The following is a 16,051-nucleotide window of genomic DNA, read 5'->3' on the forward strand; positions in this document are numbered from 1 at the left end:
AGAGGGTCTCCTTTTAAACTTAATTTTTCAAGATAGTCGCTATCTCCAAATAAATTCATCTTCAATACCTCGTTAGCTTATTTTTAATCTATTATACCTCTTTTCATACGTTTTTAGAGGTGCCCTATAAAAATAATTGTCTAACCTGCTAAAGTATAAGACAATTATTTTTTGTTCTTGTCATTAAGTTTTAAGACTAGAATTGCAAAAGCAATCATTAGGCTTAACGCTTGATAGACTGACAAACAGGCATCTCCTCTCTATAGATTTTGATGTTTACTTTCATAAGCACCACCACCTCTCAAAGATAGCCACCGTCTTAACTTTTCTACAAGTGATATTATACCATGGTTACCTTGTTTTAGCACCCCTATACTGCTATATACTCCTATCTCCTCACCTATAAATTTATTAAAAAATTTTATTTTCCTTCCAAATATTTCACATTTTACATATATTCTACCAAAAAAATTAATAAAGAGAAAAGTCGTTAGAAACTCCTAACAACTTTTGATTTTATATAACTTCAATTAACCTCAAAAATACTTCTCACCACAATGAATGAAGTTTCATCTTCGGTCTTTAAAAATCGATAATTTTCGGAAACATGCTCAATTGCTTCATTCATATTATTAAATTCTTTTTATAATGCTAGATCCGTTATTCTCAACCGTAAAATTGGGTAATGATTTTTCTTTAAATGAAGAAAGAGAGTTAAACTTGAATTTCATTTCAAAGTCCTCCATCTACACTTCAAATTTTTCTTTATCTTTAAAGTATTTGTTTTTCATTTTAAGTGCAACATTAACCAAAGCAATCATAACTGGAACTTCCACAAGTGGACCAATTACTGCAGCAAAGGCTTCGCCTGAGTTAATCCCAAATACACCAACAGCGACAGCAATCGCAAGCTCAAAGTTATTGCTTCCTGCTGTAAAGGAAAGAGATGTTGCTACTGGATAGCTCGCTCCCATTTTCTTAGACATAAAGAAAGATATAAAGAACATCAAGACAAAGTATAATAGAAGGGGAATCGCAATTCTTACTACATCAAGTGGTAATTCTACTACTTTATCTCCTTTTACTGCAAACATAATAATAATTGTAAATAAAAGAGCAATCAATGTAAGACGACTTACTTTGGGAATAAATTTTTCTTCAAACCATGTTTTACCTTTAAGTTTTATCAATCCAAAGTGGGAAATAATCCCTGCAATGAAAGGAATCCCTAGGTAAATAAACACTGAAGTTGCTATTTCACCAATTGTAATATGTACGGTATAATCTCCTAATCCCAACCATTTTGGAAGTAAAGTTACAAAGAAATATGCAAAGATAGAATAAAAAAATACTTGGAAAAGAGAGTTGAAAGCTACAAGACCTGCCGTATACTCGCTATCTCCATGTGCTAAGTCTGTCCAAACAAGAACCATAGCAATACAACGAGCAAGTCCTATCATAATTAAACCAACCATGTAGCTAGGATAACCTTGTAAAAATACAATTGCAAGGACAAACATCAATATCGGACCAATAATCCAGTTTTGAATAAGAGAAAGTAAGAGTACTTTCCAATCTTTAAATACTTTCCCCATTTCTCCATATTTCACTTTTGCCAATGGAGGATACATCATGAGAATTAAACCGATAGCAATAGGTATAGATGTAGTGCCGATTGATAGGTTATTAATAGTTGTTGCAACACTTGGTACAAAATATCCCAAAGCTACACCTATACCCATTGCTACAAAAATCCATAATGTGAGGTAACGATCTAAAAATGAGAGCTTCTTAGTTACTTGATTCATTTTTTACTTTTCTCCTAATTTTGTTGTTTCTTTACCAACTCCTGATAATTATTATTTCCACCCGATAAGTTATAAACTTCTTTAAAGCCTTTATTTCTCAATACATTTTGAGAAGCGTTACCTGTCACTCCTTTATTACAATAAACAATTGTTTTCTTATTTTTATCAAGTGTTGAAGCCTTTTCTCGTAGCTCTGACAATGGTATGTTAATAGCGTTAGCTACATGATTTTTTTCATAACTTTTTGGAGCTCGGGTATCAATAATTGTAATATTTTCATTGTTTTTTTGAAGTTCCATTAAGTCATGCGGAGTGATAAGTGGAGCTGTTGTTAGTGCATTGGTTAATGCCATACCTGTATATGCTAATGGATCTTTTGTAGTAGAAAATGGTGGTGCATAGGCTAAGTCCATGTGGAATAAGTCTTCTGCAGTGACTCCTAAAGTTATTGTTGAAGCAAAAACATCTATTCTTTTATCCACGCCTTGAGGCCCAATAATTTGCACACCCAAAATACGATGAGTGAGCTTGTCAGCCACTGCCTTAATAACCATTTCTTTACCGTGCATATAGTCTGGTTTATCTGCCTTAATATTAAACAATACTGCAACTTCATAACCTTCAGCTAAAGCTTCTTTTTCTGTTAGTCCAGTTTGAGCAATTGTTAAATCAAAGAAACGCAAGATACCAGTTCCTAAAACACCTTGAAATCGAAGGGGACCACCTGTCATAGCATCTCCTGCAATTCTCCCCATCTTGTTTGCTGTGGAAGCTAAAGGACGATAAGTAGGCTTGCCTGTAATAACGTGGAAACTTTCTGCTACATCACCCACTGCGTATACTCCAGGTATATTCGTTTGAAGTGTACTATCTGTAGCAATTGCACCTGTTTCTCCAAGTTTTACGCCAATGGATTGAGCTAAGGATACATTAGGTTGGACACCAGTTGCTAAGATATACATATCCGCAGATAATTTTGTTCCTTTATTGGTGATTGCTTCATCAAGTCGAGAACTTCCATTTAACGTTTGTATTGTTTCTTCAGATCGGAAATCAATGCCTTGTTTTATCATTTCATCTTCAATACGAATAGACATATCCCAGTCTAAATGTGACAAAGGATGCTTACCACGTTGAAGAATTGTGACTTCAATTCCACGTGCTTTAAGCTGCTCAGCAACTTCAAGACCTATATATCCTGCTCCTACAATTACAGCAGTCATAGGCTTTTCGTTTTCAATAAAAGACTTAATTTCTTTTCCGCTATTAATATTTCTCACTTGAAAAACATTTTCGAAATGTTTACCTAAAAATGCATCAGGAGTACGATATGTTGCCCCTGTAGCAAAAACTAAAACATCATATTTATCTTCAAATACATCCCCAGTTAATAAATTTTTTACTGTTACTATTTTTGTAGAATGATTAATGCATAGTACTTCATGTGAAGTATGTATATCAACGTTATAACGCTTTTTAAACCACTTTGCATCACGTGGTGTCAACTCTTCAAAATCAGCTATTTCTCCACCAATTGCGTAAGGAATACCACATACAGCATAAGAAATATCAGTATCTTTATCATAAAGAGTAATCTCTGCACTTTCTGTATTTCTACGTGCTTTAGCAGCTACACTAGTTCCAGAAGCAACAGATCCAATAATAATTATTTTCATAGAAGTACTCCATTTTCCTATTTTTCAAAGTTAGGTTGCCATTTTTCAACAGCGTATTTATTATCAGAGAGCTTAGCAACCTTTTCAATCCATTTGATTTCATTTGAAGCTATAGCTTTCAAAACAGCATTATTTGTATGAGTAGCAACCATGCTTTGGTTTACTAACCACCAAGTATGAGCAATATTTGCTCTATCTAAATCATCAGCGAGTCTCATTGATTCATAAACAGGTGTTGTCTCAGGCAATGTGACCATAAGAACTTCTGTTTCTTCAGGATTTTGCAAACGAGGGAGTAGTTTCTGAATTGCTTCAGGAACTTCACCATTTGTTCTTTCCACTTCTTTAGCATAACTCTGTGTAGATTTTAAAAGTAACAATGTATGACCTGTTGGAGCTGTATCAATGACAACTATTTCATCGTCAGCTTTTCCAACTATTTCAGCAAAAGCACGGAATACAGCGATTTCTTGTGTACAAGGAGATTCTAAATCTTCTTTGATATAATCAAAATCATCCCCTGACATAGTTTCTCGTGCTTTAGCTAATACTTCTTCTTTGTATTCTCGAAGTTCTTTTTCTTCATCAATATGACTATAAGATAAGCCTGAAGTATCACCTAAATAAAAATTAAGATGGTCTGCAGGGTCTGTCGTTGCCAGATGAACTTTTTTACCACGTTTTTTCAAGGCTTGCGCTATTTTTATTGCTATTGTCGTTTTACCAACTCCACCTTTACCCATTGTAAAAATAATTTTCTTATCTGTATTAACAAAATTATTAATAATATCAGATATATCGGAATAATCTATAAAGTTTGAACTTATTAATGCAATCTCTGGTTGTTTTTCAGATAGAAGCACACGTATTTTATCTAAACCAGTGACATTATATGGTCGTAACGGGATATAAAGCTGTTCGTAGTCTTTTATTTCTTGAGGTAGGTTATCTAAATCATTTCTTTGTTGATTATAAATAATTTCTGATATTTCATCGTCGGCACTATCTAACAAACCATTGATGATTAATTTTTGATTATGGATACCTAAATCAGAGAGGTCCTTTGAAGCTTTGCTTGCTTCTTGAATTGCTGCTCTTTGTGGACGAGTGACAAGCATTAAGGTGGTTAATTTGCCGTCAGATAGGGTTTCTACAGCCTGTTCGTAGCTTTCTTTTTTATTACCTAGTCCAGAGAGTTGACCTAAACAAGAAACACCTATATCATTTTCATCTAAATAATTAGACCATGCAGAAGGTAATGCAAGCATTCTTAACGTGTGACCTGTTGGAGCTGTATCGAAAATAACATAATCATACTCGCTCTCAACTGACTTATCCGTTAAAAACGCTGCAAATTCATTAAACGCTGCAATTTCCACCGTACAAGAGCCAGATAACTGTTCTTCCATATTTTCAACTACAGAATCTGGAAGAACTCCTCTATAAGGGCCTATAATACTCTCTTTATAATCATTAGCAGCAGTGATAGGGTCAAAATTAGCAACTTTTAGATTTGGAATTTGATCAATAGCTTTTGGTTTATTTGTTAGTTCAGTTTGAAAAACATCTTGAAGATTTGAAGCAGGGTCAGTACTTACAAGAATTACCATCTTTCCTGAATCAGCGAGATTAACGGCTGTTGCACATGCAGAAGTTGTTTTACCAACTCCACCTTTACCTGTAAAAAAGAGATACTTTGTTAAGCCTATTTCTTGCGGATTATATAACTTCATTTTCTTTCCCTCAATTAACAACATCCTGTATTTCCGTCACAACAAGGACCTTTAGTTTTCGATTCAACTTCTACTCCTATTTCTTCATCAACAACGCAACAACCTTCTGAGGTATCACAGCAAGAGCCACTCTCCGCTTCATCAAGAGTTTCACAATGTGCCTGAAATTCTGACATTGTTGGATAGTCACCTGTTTTTATCACTGTATCATCTACCATAGTTACAGGCAATATTTCATTACCTTTGCTTTGAAGAAGGTTCAAAATAGTTTTGTTGACAACAAACACTTGCGGATTGCTTGTCAAATTATATCGAAATGCTTTGATTTCTTTATTATCTTTTAAACTATCCATCAAATTTGTGATACGTAATAACTCTGAATCAACTGATGGCCCACATACTCCTGTAGAACAACACATTGCTGTTTCAAATATTTCAATTTTTTTCATTTTAATCTATTTCCTTCTTTATTGCTGCAAGAGCAATCATTTATTTCTATGCCACATATGCATGTTTTGTCATCATGAGAAAAAAGAGATTTACATAAATCTTGAAAATTGAATGTAAATTTTTCACTCAATGAATAGTAATTCCACGTTGCTTTTTTCTCAACCGTTATTATTTCCGCTTTTTCTAGCACTTTCATATGGTGTGAAAGTGCTGGTTGAGAAAAATCAAAGTGTTCTAAAAGATCGCAAGCACATTTTGTTCCACATGAAAGTAAATCAACAATCTTTAAACGGTTTGGTTCAGCTAAAGCTTTAAGTCCAACAATCATATTTTCATAGTCCATATTATTCCTTCCTAAAACATAAATAATCATTTATATATAAATATAAATGATTATTTATGTTTTGTCAAATCAAATATAGATGAATTATCAAGAGTGTTAGAGTTACAACTAAGAGATTTTATTTGGACAAAATTAACTAGTGATAACTTAACTATCGATTTTGGTTATGACTATTATATGTATGTCACTTCGAAACAAATGATTCCACATTTTCATAATTCAAAATTTGGAAATAATATCTATATTGAGGAAAATATAAAATCCCCATATACAGATGTTTAACAACACATTGGGATACTGAAATCAATCTGATCATATAATTAAGATATGACGTTAAGAAAATTAAATACTCCGTTTGTTTAACTGAGTATTTGTTCTAAATTTTATAATTCCGCTGGTTCTGTTGCAAAGTTTTAAATAAAGAATAAAATCCCTTACGGTATCTATGATTTAAGCTGGGATTCCCAATAATACCTTGATTTCAGTACAGACCGAAAACCCGAAGAGAGTGCCTTCTTTTCGGGTTTTCTTATATAATCCTCGGATGGATTCCATGCCTTTAATCGTGGTAGAGGCAGTGCGTAAACTTCGATAGAATTTATTGCGTCTCTTTACTGGAAGATGGTCTTGTTCAATCAAATTATTCAGGTATTTAATGGTACGATGTTCTGTCCCTTGATAAAAGCCGTATTCTTTTAGTTTCTTAAAGGCACTTGTAATAGAGGGGGATTTATCTGTGACTACAACCTTCGGTTCATCAAACTGCTTCACTAACCGCTTAAGAAAAGCATAGGCTACTTGTGTGTCCCGTTTTTTACGTAACCAAATATCCAAGGTTAAACCATCTGCATCGATGGCTCGATACAAATAATGCCATTTTCCTTTAATTTTGATGTACGTTTCATCCATTTTCCATGAATAAAAGGATTTTTTATTTTTCTTTTTCCAAATTTGATAGAGTAGTTTGCCATATTCTTGCACCCAACGATAAATCGTCGTATGAGAAACGTTAATGCCACGATCATATAAGATTTCTTGAACTTCACGATAGCTAAGGTTATAACGAAGATAGTAGCCCACGGCTACAATAATCACATCCTGCTGAAATTGCTTTCCTTTAAAATGATTCATCGTCATTCCCCCTGCTATCTTTTTCTATTATTCTACCTTATTTGATAGTAGATTTAAAACTTTGCAACAGAACCGCTGATTTCTAAAGTTCCAGATAGTCTTTGCGTCTGGTACCTTGTCATCAATCTTAAGGAATCTTCTAAACGAAATCCGGTCAATCATTTGATATTCCATTGCATCATCAGATAGATTGTATAAGCGTTGTAAAATTAGAATTTTCAACATTAAAACAAGGTCATAGGGCGGTCTACCACCATGAGATTTGTTTTTTAAATCATACTTAAAAATCCGGTTAAGAGTTGGGCGAAAACACTCGAAATCAACCACTTTTTCTAGCCGCTCAAGAGGGTCTCCTTTTGAACTTAATTTTTCAAGATAGTCGCTATCTCCAAATAAATTCATCTTCAATACCTCGTTAGCCTATTTTTAATCTATTATACCTCTTTTCATACGTTTTTAGAGGTGCCCTAAATGTATAATGCCAGATTGAAGTGAACATAAGATAATCTATAACTGATTCTAATTAGTTGCAAATATACCCTTATGGGTATATAATGAGTATATAAATATATTGGAGTTTGTAAGGTGAAAAATATAACAGCAGAAGAACTTAAAACTAAGCTTTCGGAGAATATTCGAGTGATTGATGTGCGTGAAGGCTACGAATACAGTAATGGACATGTTCCAGGTGCGATTAATATCCCGATGAGTGAAATAGAAGGGCGAGTAAGCGAAATAAAAGAAGGAGACTACATTATTTGTCAATCTGGTGCGCGTTCAACAAATGTCTGTCAATGGCTTGAAATGCAAGGGTTAACTATCACTAATGTTCAAGGCGGAACATCATCATTCAGAGGAGTGTTAGAATATTAATGTTTAATTGGTTTAAGAAAATAGATGCTATCTCAACTTCTGATTTGTCTGTAGCTTTGAAAACGAAAAAGATGCAGTTGATTGATGTACGAGAAACAAGCGAGTATGCTTCTGGACATATCAAAGGCTCTAGAAACATTCCTTTAGGTCAGATTAGCTCATTTACAGCCCCTAAAGGGGTGAGAGTTGCAGTGATTTGTCAGTCTGGTATGCGATCTCGTCGAGCTTATAAAATTTTGAAAAAAAGGGGTTGGATGTTGTAAATGTAAATGGTGGCATGATGGCATGGAAGGGAAAAATGGTAAACTAAATGACAAAGAGATTTTTGATTATCGGTGGAGTTGCCGGTGGGATGTCTGCAGCAACCCGTTTGCGTCGATTAAATGAAGATGCTGAAATAATTGTATTTGAGAAAGGGTCTTATGTCTCATTTGCAAACTGTGGTTTGCCTTATTATGTAAGCGGAGAAATAAAAGAGCGTGAAGGACTCATAGTTCAATCGGCTACCGCCTTGAAAAAACGATTTAACATTGATGTTCGTGAAAAATCTGAAGTTGTAAAAATTGATAGCGAAACAAAAACAGTGACAGTCCTTTCAGAGGGAGAAGAATACATCGAAAGCTATGACAAATTAATTTTATCTCCTGGAGCAAGACCATTTTTGCCCGATATTATTGGTTTGAATGACTCTGAAAACATTTTTACGTTACGCAATATTCCTGATGTTGATAGGATTGTTGAGTTCATAAAGATGAATAATCCTAAAAGGGCGACAATTATTGGGGCAGGCTTTATAGGCCTTGAAATGGCTGAAAATCTAGCAAATCGTGGATTACAAGTAACAATTGTAGAAAAAGCTCCTCATGTCTTACCACCGATTGATGCTGAGATGGCAGCTTTTGTCAATGAAGAACTTACAAAAAATAGTGTTAAGGTTTTGACGAATGCAGAAGCTGTTAAATTTTCGGGTAATGAGATTTTACTTGATAGCGGTGAAGTGATAGTATCAGATTTAACAATCCTATCAGTAGGTATTAAGCCCGAAACATCGCTTGCAAAACTTGCTGGTATTAAACTCGGGTTCCGAGATGGTATTGTTGTTGATGAACAATACGAAACTTCTATCAAAGATATTTATGCAGTTGGAGATGCAATTGTTGTAAAAAATCAAATTGGTCAAGATTCATTAATCTCACTTGCTAGTCCAGCAAATCGTCAAGGAAGACAAGTAGCTGATATTATTTCGGGATTATCATCTAAAAATAAAGGTTCACAAGGTACAGCAATCGTACGTGTATTTAATTTACAGGCTGCAAGTACAGGCTTGTCGGAGCGTCAAGTTCAATTATCAAATTTAACTTATAAAGCAATTCATATTACTGCGAATGATCATGCAGGGTATTATCCAGGGGCGAGTGCAATTACATTGAAACTCATATTTAACCCTGATAATGGCGAAATATATGGTGCACAAGCAGTTGGTCAAAAAGGTATTGACAAGCGCATAGACATTCTTTCAACTGCGATAAAAGCAGGATTGACAATCTTTGATTTACCTGAATTAGAGTTCACTTATGCACCACCATTTGGTTCAGCTAAAGATCCTGTCAATATGGTTGGCTATGCTGCAATGAATATTGCGCTTGGGCAATCATCCAACATTCAATGGCATGAGTTTGCAGAAGAATTGCATCAAGGAAAAATATTACTTGATGTTAGAAACCCTGATGAGATAGCAAGAGGGAAATTTGTCCATTCAGTAAATATTCCTCTTGATGAATTACGTTCAAGACTAGGGGAACTTGATAAAACAAAATCCTATATTGTGAGTTGCCAATCAGGACTACGAAGCTACAATGCAGAACGAATTATGAAGCAAGAAGGCTTTGATGTAAAAAATCTTGATGGTGCTTACGGTCTATACAGCAAAGCCACACAAGAGCTGATAGAAAAACCAACACAAAAAAATTAAAATAACTAAATAGGAAAGTTAAAAAATGGCTAAAAAAATTGTAATTATTGGTGGTGTTGCTGGTGGTGCTACTGCTGCAACCCGTTTACGTCGATTATCAGAAGAAGACGAGATAGTTCTCTTTGAAAAAGGACCATATATTTCTTTCGCTAATTGTGGTTTGCCTTATCATGTTGGGAAAGTTATTAAAGAACGAGAGGATTTATTGCTTCAAACACCAGAAGGGATGAGTGCACAGTATAACCTTGATATTCGAGTACTCAGTGAAGTGTTAGAAGTTCATCCTGAGGATCATAAAGTAATTGTTAAAAATCAGGAAACTGGCGAAACTTATGAAGAAAACTTTGATAAATTAATTATATCAACAGGTGCAAAAGCAATTATACCTCAGATTCCAGGTCTTTCTAATGCAAAGAATGTGTTCACTTTGCGAAATATTCCGGATATGGATAAGATTAAAGCACATATATCTAAATTTAATATTAAAACTGCAACCGTTATTGGGGGTGGTTTTATTGGTCTTGAGATGATGGAGAATCTTGTTGAACTTGGACTTAATGTTCAACTTGTGGAAATGTCACCACAAGTCATGCCTAATATTGATATAGAACTTGCTCAAATGCTCCATAGTCAGATTAATATGCATGGTGTAAAACTACTTCTTAACAATGGGTTAAAGTCTTTTCATGATAATGGCATGAAAATTGAACTCAATGATGGACAAATATTAGATACCGATATGACGATTTTATCAATCGGTGTAGTTCCCGAAAATTCACTTGCAAAAGATGCCAATATTGAGCTTGGTTTTAAAGGGGCTATCAAAGTTGACCGGCAAATGAGAACAAATCACGCTGATATATATGCTATTGGTGATGTGATTGAAGTTGAAGATGCGGTTTCTGGCCTTCCTACCAATATTCCACTAGCATGGCCTGCAAACCGTCAAGGGCGTTTGGTAGCAGATGTCATCAACGGAATGGAAGCTGAATATACAGGAACGCAAGGGACTTCTGTTGCAAAAGTTTTTGAGCTTACAGTAGCGGGAACAGGCAATTCAGAGCGTTTACTCAAGAGTCAAGGGATTGAGTATGAAGTAATTCATATTCATCCAAATTCACACGCAGGATATTATCCAGGTGCTTCTCCCATAGCACTGAAGCTCTTGTTTGGAAGAAAAGATGGTAAGATTTTTGGGGCTCAAGCTGTCGGGGTAGAAGGCGTTGAAAAGCGTATTGATGTAATAGCGACTGCGATGAAATTTGGCGCGAAAGCACCAGATTTAGCAAAAATTGAATTATCTTATGCACCTCCTTATTCATCCGCCAAAGATCCGGTCAATATGTTAGGGTATACAGCGGATAATATGATGCATGAGAAAGTCTCAACTTTTCAATGGTCAGAAATTTCGGATTTGAAAGCAGCTGGTGCATATTTCCTTGATGTGCGGGAAGATTTTGAGTTAGCGACTGGCTTGATTGAAGGTGGCATTCAAATACCATTGAACCAACTTCGAGATCGTCTCAACGAATTGCCAAAAGATCAAACGATATATGTGTATTGTCAAGTCGGGGCACGTGGCTACAATGCAGCAAGAATTCTTATGCAAAAAGGATTTGAAGTGAAAAATCTTGATGGTGGATATAAAACTTATAAAAATAGTAAATATCAACTTCGGAATATTACATTCAAGTCTGAAAATCTTGATAAGCCAAAAACTTCGCAAACTTTTAATGGTGAAGATATAGAACTTGATGCTTGCGGTCTCCAGTGTCCAGGCCCAATATTAAAGGTCAAAGAAAATATCGACAAAATGGAATTAGGTCAACGTTTGAATATTAAGGCGAGTGACTTTGGTTTCGCTGCGGATATTGAAAATTGGGCAAAAGCAACAGGTAATACAGTTATCAAAAACGAAATTGAAGGCAACAAAATTGTTGCAACTGTTTTAAAGGGAAAAGAAAATCCCGATGAAGTCTTAAAGGCATTATCAAAGATATCTGAAGGTACAATGACCACGACTCCAAAAGGAGCAACAATTGTTCTTTTTTCTGGTGATCTCGATAAGGCACTTGCTAGTATGATTATTGCAACAGGTGCAGCTTCATTTGGTAAAGAGGTAACCATTTTTTGCACTTTCTGGGGCTTAAATTTGCTTAAAAAGAATGTCAAAATTAAGAAAAAAGGTATAGCAAAGCTTTTTGATATAATGTTGCCGAGCCAAGCTAATCAAATGCCGATTTCTAAAATGAACATGGCAGGCATGGGCTCTGCGATGATTAAAGAAGTGATGAAACAAAAAAATGTTGATGCTTTACCTATCATGATTGAAAAAGCTCATCAATTGGGAGTAAAATTTGTTGCTTGTACTATGAGCATGGACATTATGGGAATTGATAAAGTAGAACTTTTTGATTGGGTAGAGTATGGCGGTGTTGCAACATTTATTGGAGACAGTGAAGAAGCTAACATGCAATTATTTATATAAATAATTGTATATCGGCGATAATACTTTCACATCTTGCAAGGACTTGTTGGGGAGTTGTCTGAATCTACGGTTAAATTGCAAACTAACCGTAGATGAAAATTTCAATACACCATTTGCTATTAATATTGAAGGTATGTCAACCTGACGAGTCAAGAAATTGGAAAAGAAGTGAAAAATAGAAGAATTGTAATCAAATGCTCAATTCAAGAGATTATTGTTGAGTTTGGAAGTTAAGAAGAGTGTATAATTTTTATATGAATAGTTATAATAATAAAATGGAAAATCGAATTAAACGTGCTACAGGTCAACTTCAAGGTATCTTGCGGATGATGGAGGAAGATAGGGAGTGTGTTGATGTTATTACACAGCTTTCTGCTGTTCGTTCAAGTCTTGATAGTTTGATTGGAGTCATTGTTGCAGAGAATCTTAAGTCTTGTTTACTCGATGACTCGTCTGATAAGGACATTAAAATAGAACAAGCAATTAAAATGATTATCAAGAAATGATCTATAGGTGATAGATTAATTAGAACAATGCTATGACTAATACACATAAAATATAGTATTAGAACCCATATTTCATATAAGATGATAAAAAAGAATTTCGGGATAAACTATGCTCGAAATTCTTTTTTATGTATGACATATTTTAATAAAACTCCCCATATTTTGGATATTTAGTCCAAGTTATCGGGAGTACTACTAAGACAAGATAATTTCTTGTCTTAGTATGTTAGATTAGATGAAAATATTGTTTCAAATATTTATTTGAGATAACCAAGGTAATCAAATTTTTCGAAAGTATGGTCATTAGCAATACCAACTAAAATGATATTAGGAGGTAGAGGGGTATTAGGGTCAACATTAAGTTTTAAATGACCTCCTTTATGGAGTCTTGTGCCGATAATATTTAGTTCATATTTTTGACGGATACTCAATTCTGCTAAATTTTTCCCTACCCAAGATTCGGGGATCTTAAAATTAATGATAGAAACATGATTTTCTAAATAGATGATATTTTCGATATGATGTTTAAGTATATTTGATGCAACTTGTTTTCCAGAATCTCTTTCAGGAGAAATGACATCCGTTGCACCAATGCCATATAATACTTCTTCATAAATTTTGTTCTTGGCTTTGGCTATAATTATAGGAATTCCAATTTTTTTACAATTAAGAATCGCAAGAACAGAAGACTCCAAGTTATTCCCAGTTGCAACAACTACTGTTTCACAATGGTCAAGTCCGACAGCTAACAGAAAATTTTTATCAGTTATATCTCCGAGTACAGCTTTGGTGACAATATTTCCAAATTCATTAACAATATTTTCTTTCATGTCAACGGCAATGACATCTTGATCAAATTGACTAAGCTGTCTAGCAACAGCACGCCCAAAAATTCCTAGACCTAAAACTCCCACCAATTTTTTTTTCATATTAAAATCTCCTTATCCGACTAAAATATCAGTTTCAGCATAATTAATGTTCTTTTCCTTCTTTTGAATCAAACTAAACAGGAATGTTATAGGGCCTACACGACCAATAAACATCAGTAACATAATGATTATCCTTCCCTGTGTCGACAATTTTGAAGTCAAATCCATTGTAACGCCAACAGTATTCATAGCCGAAATAGTTTCGAAAAGCAAAGAAAAGGGATCTAAGTTAGGTTCAAAGCTTAACAATAAGGTATAACCAATAACAAGAATAGTAAAGAAGAAAAGCAATACCGATATAGTTTGTTTAACTGTTTTACTTGCAATAACACGGTGACTAAAAGTTACCAATGATTGCCCAACGAGTTCCGATTTTATAAGAAGAAAAGCAATTGCAAAGGTCGTTACTTTAATTCCGCCAGCAGTTCCACCAGGTCCCCCACCAATAATCATTTGAAACATATAAATGAAATTTGTAGGTGCGAATGTGTCTTTAAATGAAATAGTTGAAAATCCTGCAGTACGCATAGTTACAGTCTGAAAAAAGCTGACCATTATTTGTTGAGGAAAGGTATAATTACTAATTGTTTTGGGGTTATCTTTCTCTAAGTACCATGTTAGTAGTGTACCTAAAAATAAAATAATAACTGTTGTTTGCAGTATCAAACGAGTTTGGTTGGATAATTTTTTATAAAAAATACCATGACCTACTGGTTTAGAAAAAAAAAGTCGTTTTAGATTTGCAATGACATCGTCCCAAACTGCAAAACCAATCCCGCCAAATATTATTAATGCTGAGACTGAAAAATTAATGGTGGGGTTTAAAACAAAAGCATTTAAACTTGATGAGCCAAAATTATCAAATCCAGCATTACAAAAAGCAGAAACAGTTAAAAATATACTGTTAAAAATGCCATGTTTTATTCCAAACCGTGGAATAAAATCAGTCATGATAATAATCCCAAATAGAGACTCAATGATTATCGTTGTTTTATATGCAAAAAATAGATATTCTTTGAGATTTTTACTATCTTTTCGATTAAGTGCAGATTGTAAGAGGGTATGACCTGCGAAATTCATTTTTTTTTGAAGAGCAAATACACCAAAGGCAATCAAAGTAATTAATCCTAGACCACCTATCTGCATCAAAATAATTGAAATAGTTTGACCGATGCCGTTGTAAATTTCTGAAATTGGTGCAATTGAAAGCCCTGTTACACAAACCATAGAAATGACATTAAAAAGATTATCAAGATAGGTAGTATGATAGTTATTTTGATATTGGGAAATAGGCAAAGATAAAAGAACGCTTCCAATCAGGATGACTAAAGCAAAACTGAAAGTTATCTGTCGGGTAATTGACCAAGATTTAATCAAAAAAAATTTCACATCTCCTCCTTAAGACATCAGTATAATCATGCAAATTGAATTTATATATTGAGTAACTTCCTAGTGATTTTTTTGAACACATCATTGATATAAATGTAACGATTGTTTTTATTAATAGATAATCCGTTGATACACTGAAAAATAATTGAGTATCTTTTATGCTTGTTGGATTAAGATTTCTAACCTAGGTATTTCAAGTATTTCTGGTGATATTCTTTTCTCAAAAAAAGATTTTGAATTAATTTAATTATAGCATTTTGTTTTTTAAAAGTGTTATACACAAGTCATGGTAGTTACATGATATTCAAATTTTACAAAACTTACCATAAAAATAATCAAGTAAAGTAAGGTGATAGGTTGAATACAAAATGACAAGTTTAACTTCAGGATAGGAATGCCTATCCTTTTTACTTGTACATTCCTGATGATAGAACGGTGATGGAAGTGAAAAAATGCCTCCATGTTAGGCTTTGGAGTAATAAATTACTACTTGCATTAATAGATTTTTTTAGATATAATTAAAATGAAAAATTAAAAAACTCAAAATTCTGCCAGATTATAAAATTACAAAAATATGAATAAATAATTGAGTTGAAGATGGCATATATAGGGCACCTCTAAAAACGTATGAAAAGAGGTATAATAGATTAAAAATAAGCTAACGAGGTATTGAAGATGAATTTATTTGGAGATAGCGACTATCTTGAAAAATTAAGTTCAAAAGGAGACCCTCTTGAGCGGCTAGAAAAAGTG

Annotated in this window: 12 protein-coding genes and 2 pseudogenes; 5 read left to right on the forward strand and 9 right to left on the reverse strand. The window is 34.0% G+C overall.

From position 1 onward, the window contains the following. Nucleotides 1-746: 746 nt before the first annotated feature. The 7 genes and pseudogenes from arsB to HZR21_RS10040 form a co-directional block, all read right to left on the reverse strand. Entirely contained in the window at nt 747-1,808 is a 1,062-nt protein-coding gene (gene arsB / locus HZR21_RS10010; protein WP_180747522.1) for an ACR3 family arsenite efflux transporter, read from the reverse strand. A gap of 14 nt (nt 1,809-1,822) precedes the next feature. Next, on the reverse strand, nt 1,823-3,484 hold the full coding sequence (locus HZR21_RS10015) for an FAD-dependent oxidoreductase (RefSeq protein ID WP_180747523.1): 1,662 nt from the start codon (nt 3,482-3,484) through the stop codon (nt 1,823-1,825). Nucleotides 3,485-3,501: 17 nt separating this feature from the next. Then, nucleotides 3,502-5,217 (reverse strand): arsenical pump-driving ATPase, encoded by a 1,716-nt coding sequence (arsA, locus tag HZR21_RS10020; RefSeq protein ID WP_180747531.1) that lies wholly within the window; start codon nt 5,215-5,217, stop codon nt 3,502-3,504. Between the two features lie 14 nt (nt 5,218-5,231). Next, nucleotides 5,232-5,666, reverse strand: coding sequence for an arsenite efflux transporter metallochaperone ArsD (arsD, locus tag HZR21_RS10025; RefSeq protein ID WP_180747524.1), 435 nt, complete (start codon nt 5,664-5,666; stop codon nt 5,232-5,234). Further along, on the reverse strand, nt 5,663-6,010 hold the full coding sequence (locus HZR21_RS10030; RefSeq protein ID WP_180747525.1) for an ArsR/SmtB family transcription factor: 348 nt from the start codon (nt 6,008-6,010) through the stop codon (nt 5,663-5,665). Before HZR21_RS10030 ends, arsD begins: the two co-directional genes overlap by 4 nt. 450 nt (nt 6,011-6,460) lie before the next feature. Next, entirely contained in the window at nt 6,461-7,141 is a 681-nt protein-coding gene (locus tag HZR21_RS10035) for an IS6-like element IS1216 family transposase (protein WP_180747526.1), read from the reverse strand. A gap of 75 nt (nt 7,142-7,216) precedes the next feature. Continuing rightward, nucleotides 7,217-7,543 (reverse strand): annotated as a pseudogene (locus HZR21_RS10040) (transposase); the annotation flags it as partial. 183 nt (nt 7,544-7,726) lie between these two features. On the opposite strand from HZR21_RS10040, the gene HZR21_RS10045 reads away from it, so the two are divergent. The 5 genes and pseudogenes from HZR21_RS10045 (at nt 7,727) to HZR21_RS10065 (ending at nt 12,980) form a co-directional block, all read left to right on the forward strand. Then, on the forward strand, nt 7,727-8,014 hold the full coding sequence (locus tag HZR21_RS10045) for a rhodanese-like domain-containing protein (RefSeq protein ID WP_047916016.1): 288 nt from the start codon (nt 7,727-7,729) through the stop codon (nt 8,012-8,014). After that, nucleotides 8,014-8,324: pseudogene (locus tag HZR21_RS10050) on the forward strand (rhodanese-like domain-containing protein). The gene HZR21_RS10045 and the pseudogene HZR21_RS10050 overlap by 1 nt, the downstream one beginning before the upstream one ends. Further along, nucleotides 8,325-9,986, forward strand: coding sequence for an FAD-dependent oxidoreductase (locus HZR21_RS10055; protein ID WP_180747527.1), 1,662 nt, complete (start codon nt 8,325-8,327; stop codon nt 9,984-9,986). A 25-nt stretch (nt 9,987-10,011) separates the two neighbouring features. Beyond that, nucleotides 10,012-12,474 carry an FAD-dependent oxidoreductase gene (locus tag HZR21_RS10060; RefSeq protein ID WP_180747528.1) on the forward strand — a complete coding sequence of 821 codons (2,463 nt, stop codon included), beginning with the start codon at nt 10,012-10,014 and terminating at the stop codon, nt 12,472-12,474. 254 nt (nt 12,475-12,728) lie between these two features. Continuing rightward, nucleotides 12,729-12,980 (forward strand): metal-sensitive transcriptional regulator, encoded by a 252-nt coding sequence (locus HZR21_RS10065; protein WP_031366110.1) that lies wholly within the window; start codon nt 12,729-12,731, stop codon nt 12,978-12,980. Between the two features lie 257 nt (nt 12,981-13,237). Here HZR21_RS10065 and ktrA read toward each other — a convergent pair whose 3' ends face one another. Then, the gene (gene ktrA / locus HZR21_RS10070; protein ID WP_180747529.1) at nt 13,238-13,909 is read right to left on the reverse strand and encodes a potassium uptake transporter gating subunit KtrA; all 672 of its coding nucleotides are present in this window, start codon (nt 13,907-13,909) and stop codon (nt 13,238-13,240) included. Between the two features lie 12 nt (nt 13,910-13,921). Then, on the reverse strand, nt 13,922-15,298 hold the full coding sequence (locus tag HZR21_RS10075; RefSeq protein ID WP_180747530.1) for a TrkH family potassium uptake protein: 1,377 nt from the start codon (nt 15,296-15,298) through the stop codon (nt 13,922-13,924). Nucleotides 15,299-16,051: the final 753 nt, after the last annotated feature.

The organism is Pseudolactococcus laudensis (genome assembly GCF_013449735.1).
Lineage (GTDB): Bacteria > Bacillota > Bacilli > Lactobacillales > Streptococcaceae > Pseudolactococcus > Pseudolactococcus laudensis.

Bases quoted from the DNA above. Each gene is read 5' to 3' on its own strand.
- arsB (WP_180747522.1), bottom strand. From the start codon at position 1,808: ATGAATCAAGTAACTAAGAAGCTCTCATTTTTAGATCGTTACCTCACA.
- HZR21_RS10015 (WP_180747523.1), bottom strand. From the start codon at position 3,484: ATGAAAATAATTATTATTGGATCTGTTGCTTCTGGAACTAGTGTAGCT.
- arsA (WP_180747531.1), bottom strand. From the start codon at position 5,217: ATGAAGTTATATAATCCGCAAGAAATAGGCTTAACAAAGTATCTCTTT.
- arsD (WP_180747524.1), bottom strand. From the start codon at position 5,666: ATGAAAAAAATTGAAATATTTGAAACAGCAATGTGTTGTTCTACAGGA.
- HZR21_RS10030 (WP_180747525.1), bottom strand. From the start codon at position 6,010: ATGGACTATGAAAATATGATTGTTGGACTTAAAGCTTTAGCTGAACCA.
- HZR21_RS10035 (WP_180747526.1), bottom strand. From the start codon at position 7,141: ATGAATCATTTTAAAGGAAAGCAATTTCAGCAGGATGTGATTATTGTA.
- HZR21_RS10055 (WP_180747527.1), top strand. From the start codon at position 8,325: ATGACAAAGAGATTTTTGATTATCGGTGGAGTTGCCGGTGGGATGTCT.
- HZR21_RS10060 (WP_180747528.1), top strand. From the start codon at position 10,012: ATGGCTAAAAAAATTGTAATTATTGGTGGTGTTGCTGGTGGTGCTACT.
- HZR21_RS10065 (WP_031366110.1), top strand. From the start codon at position 12,729: ATGAATAGTTATAATAATAAAATGGAAAATCGAATTAAACGTGCTACA.
- ktrA (WP_180747529.1), bottom strand. From the start codon at position 13,909: ATGAAAAAAAAATTGGTGGGAGTTTTAGGTCTAGGAATTTTTGGGCGT.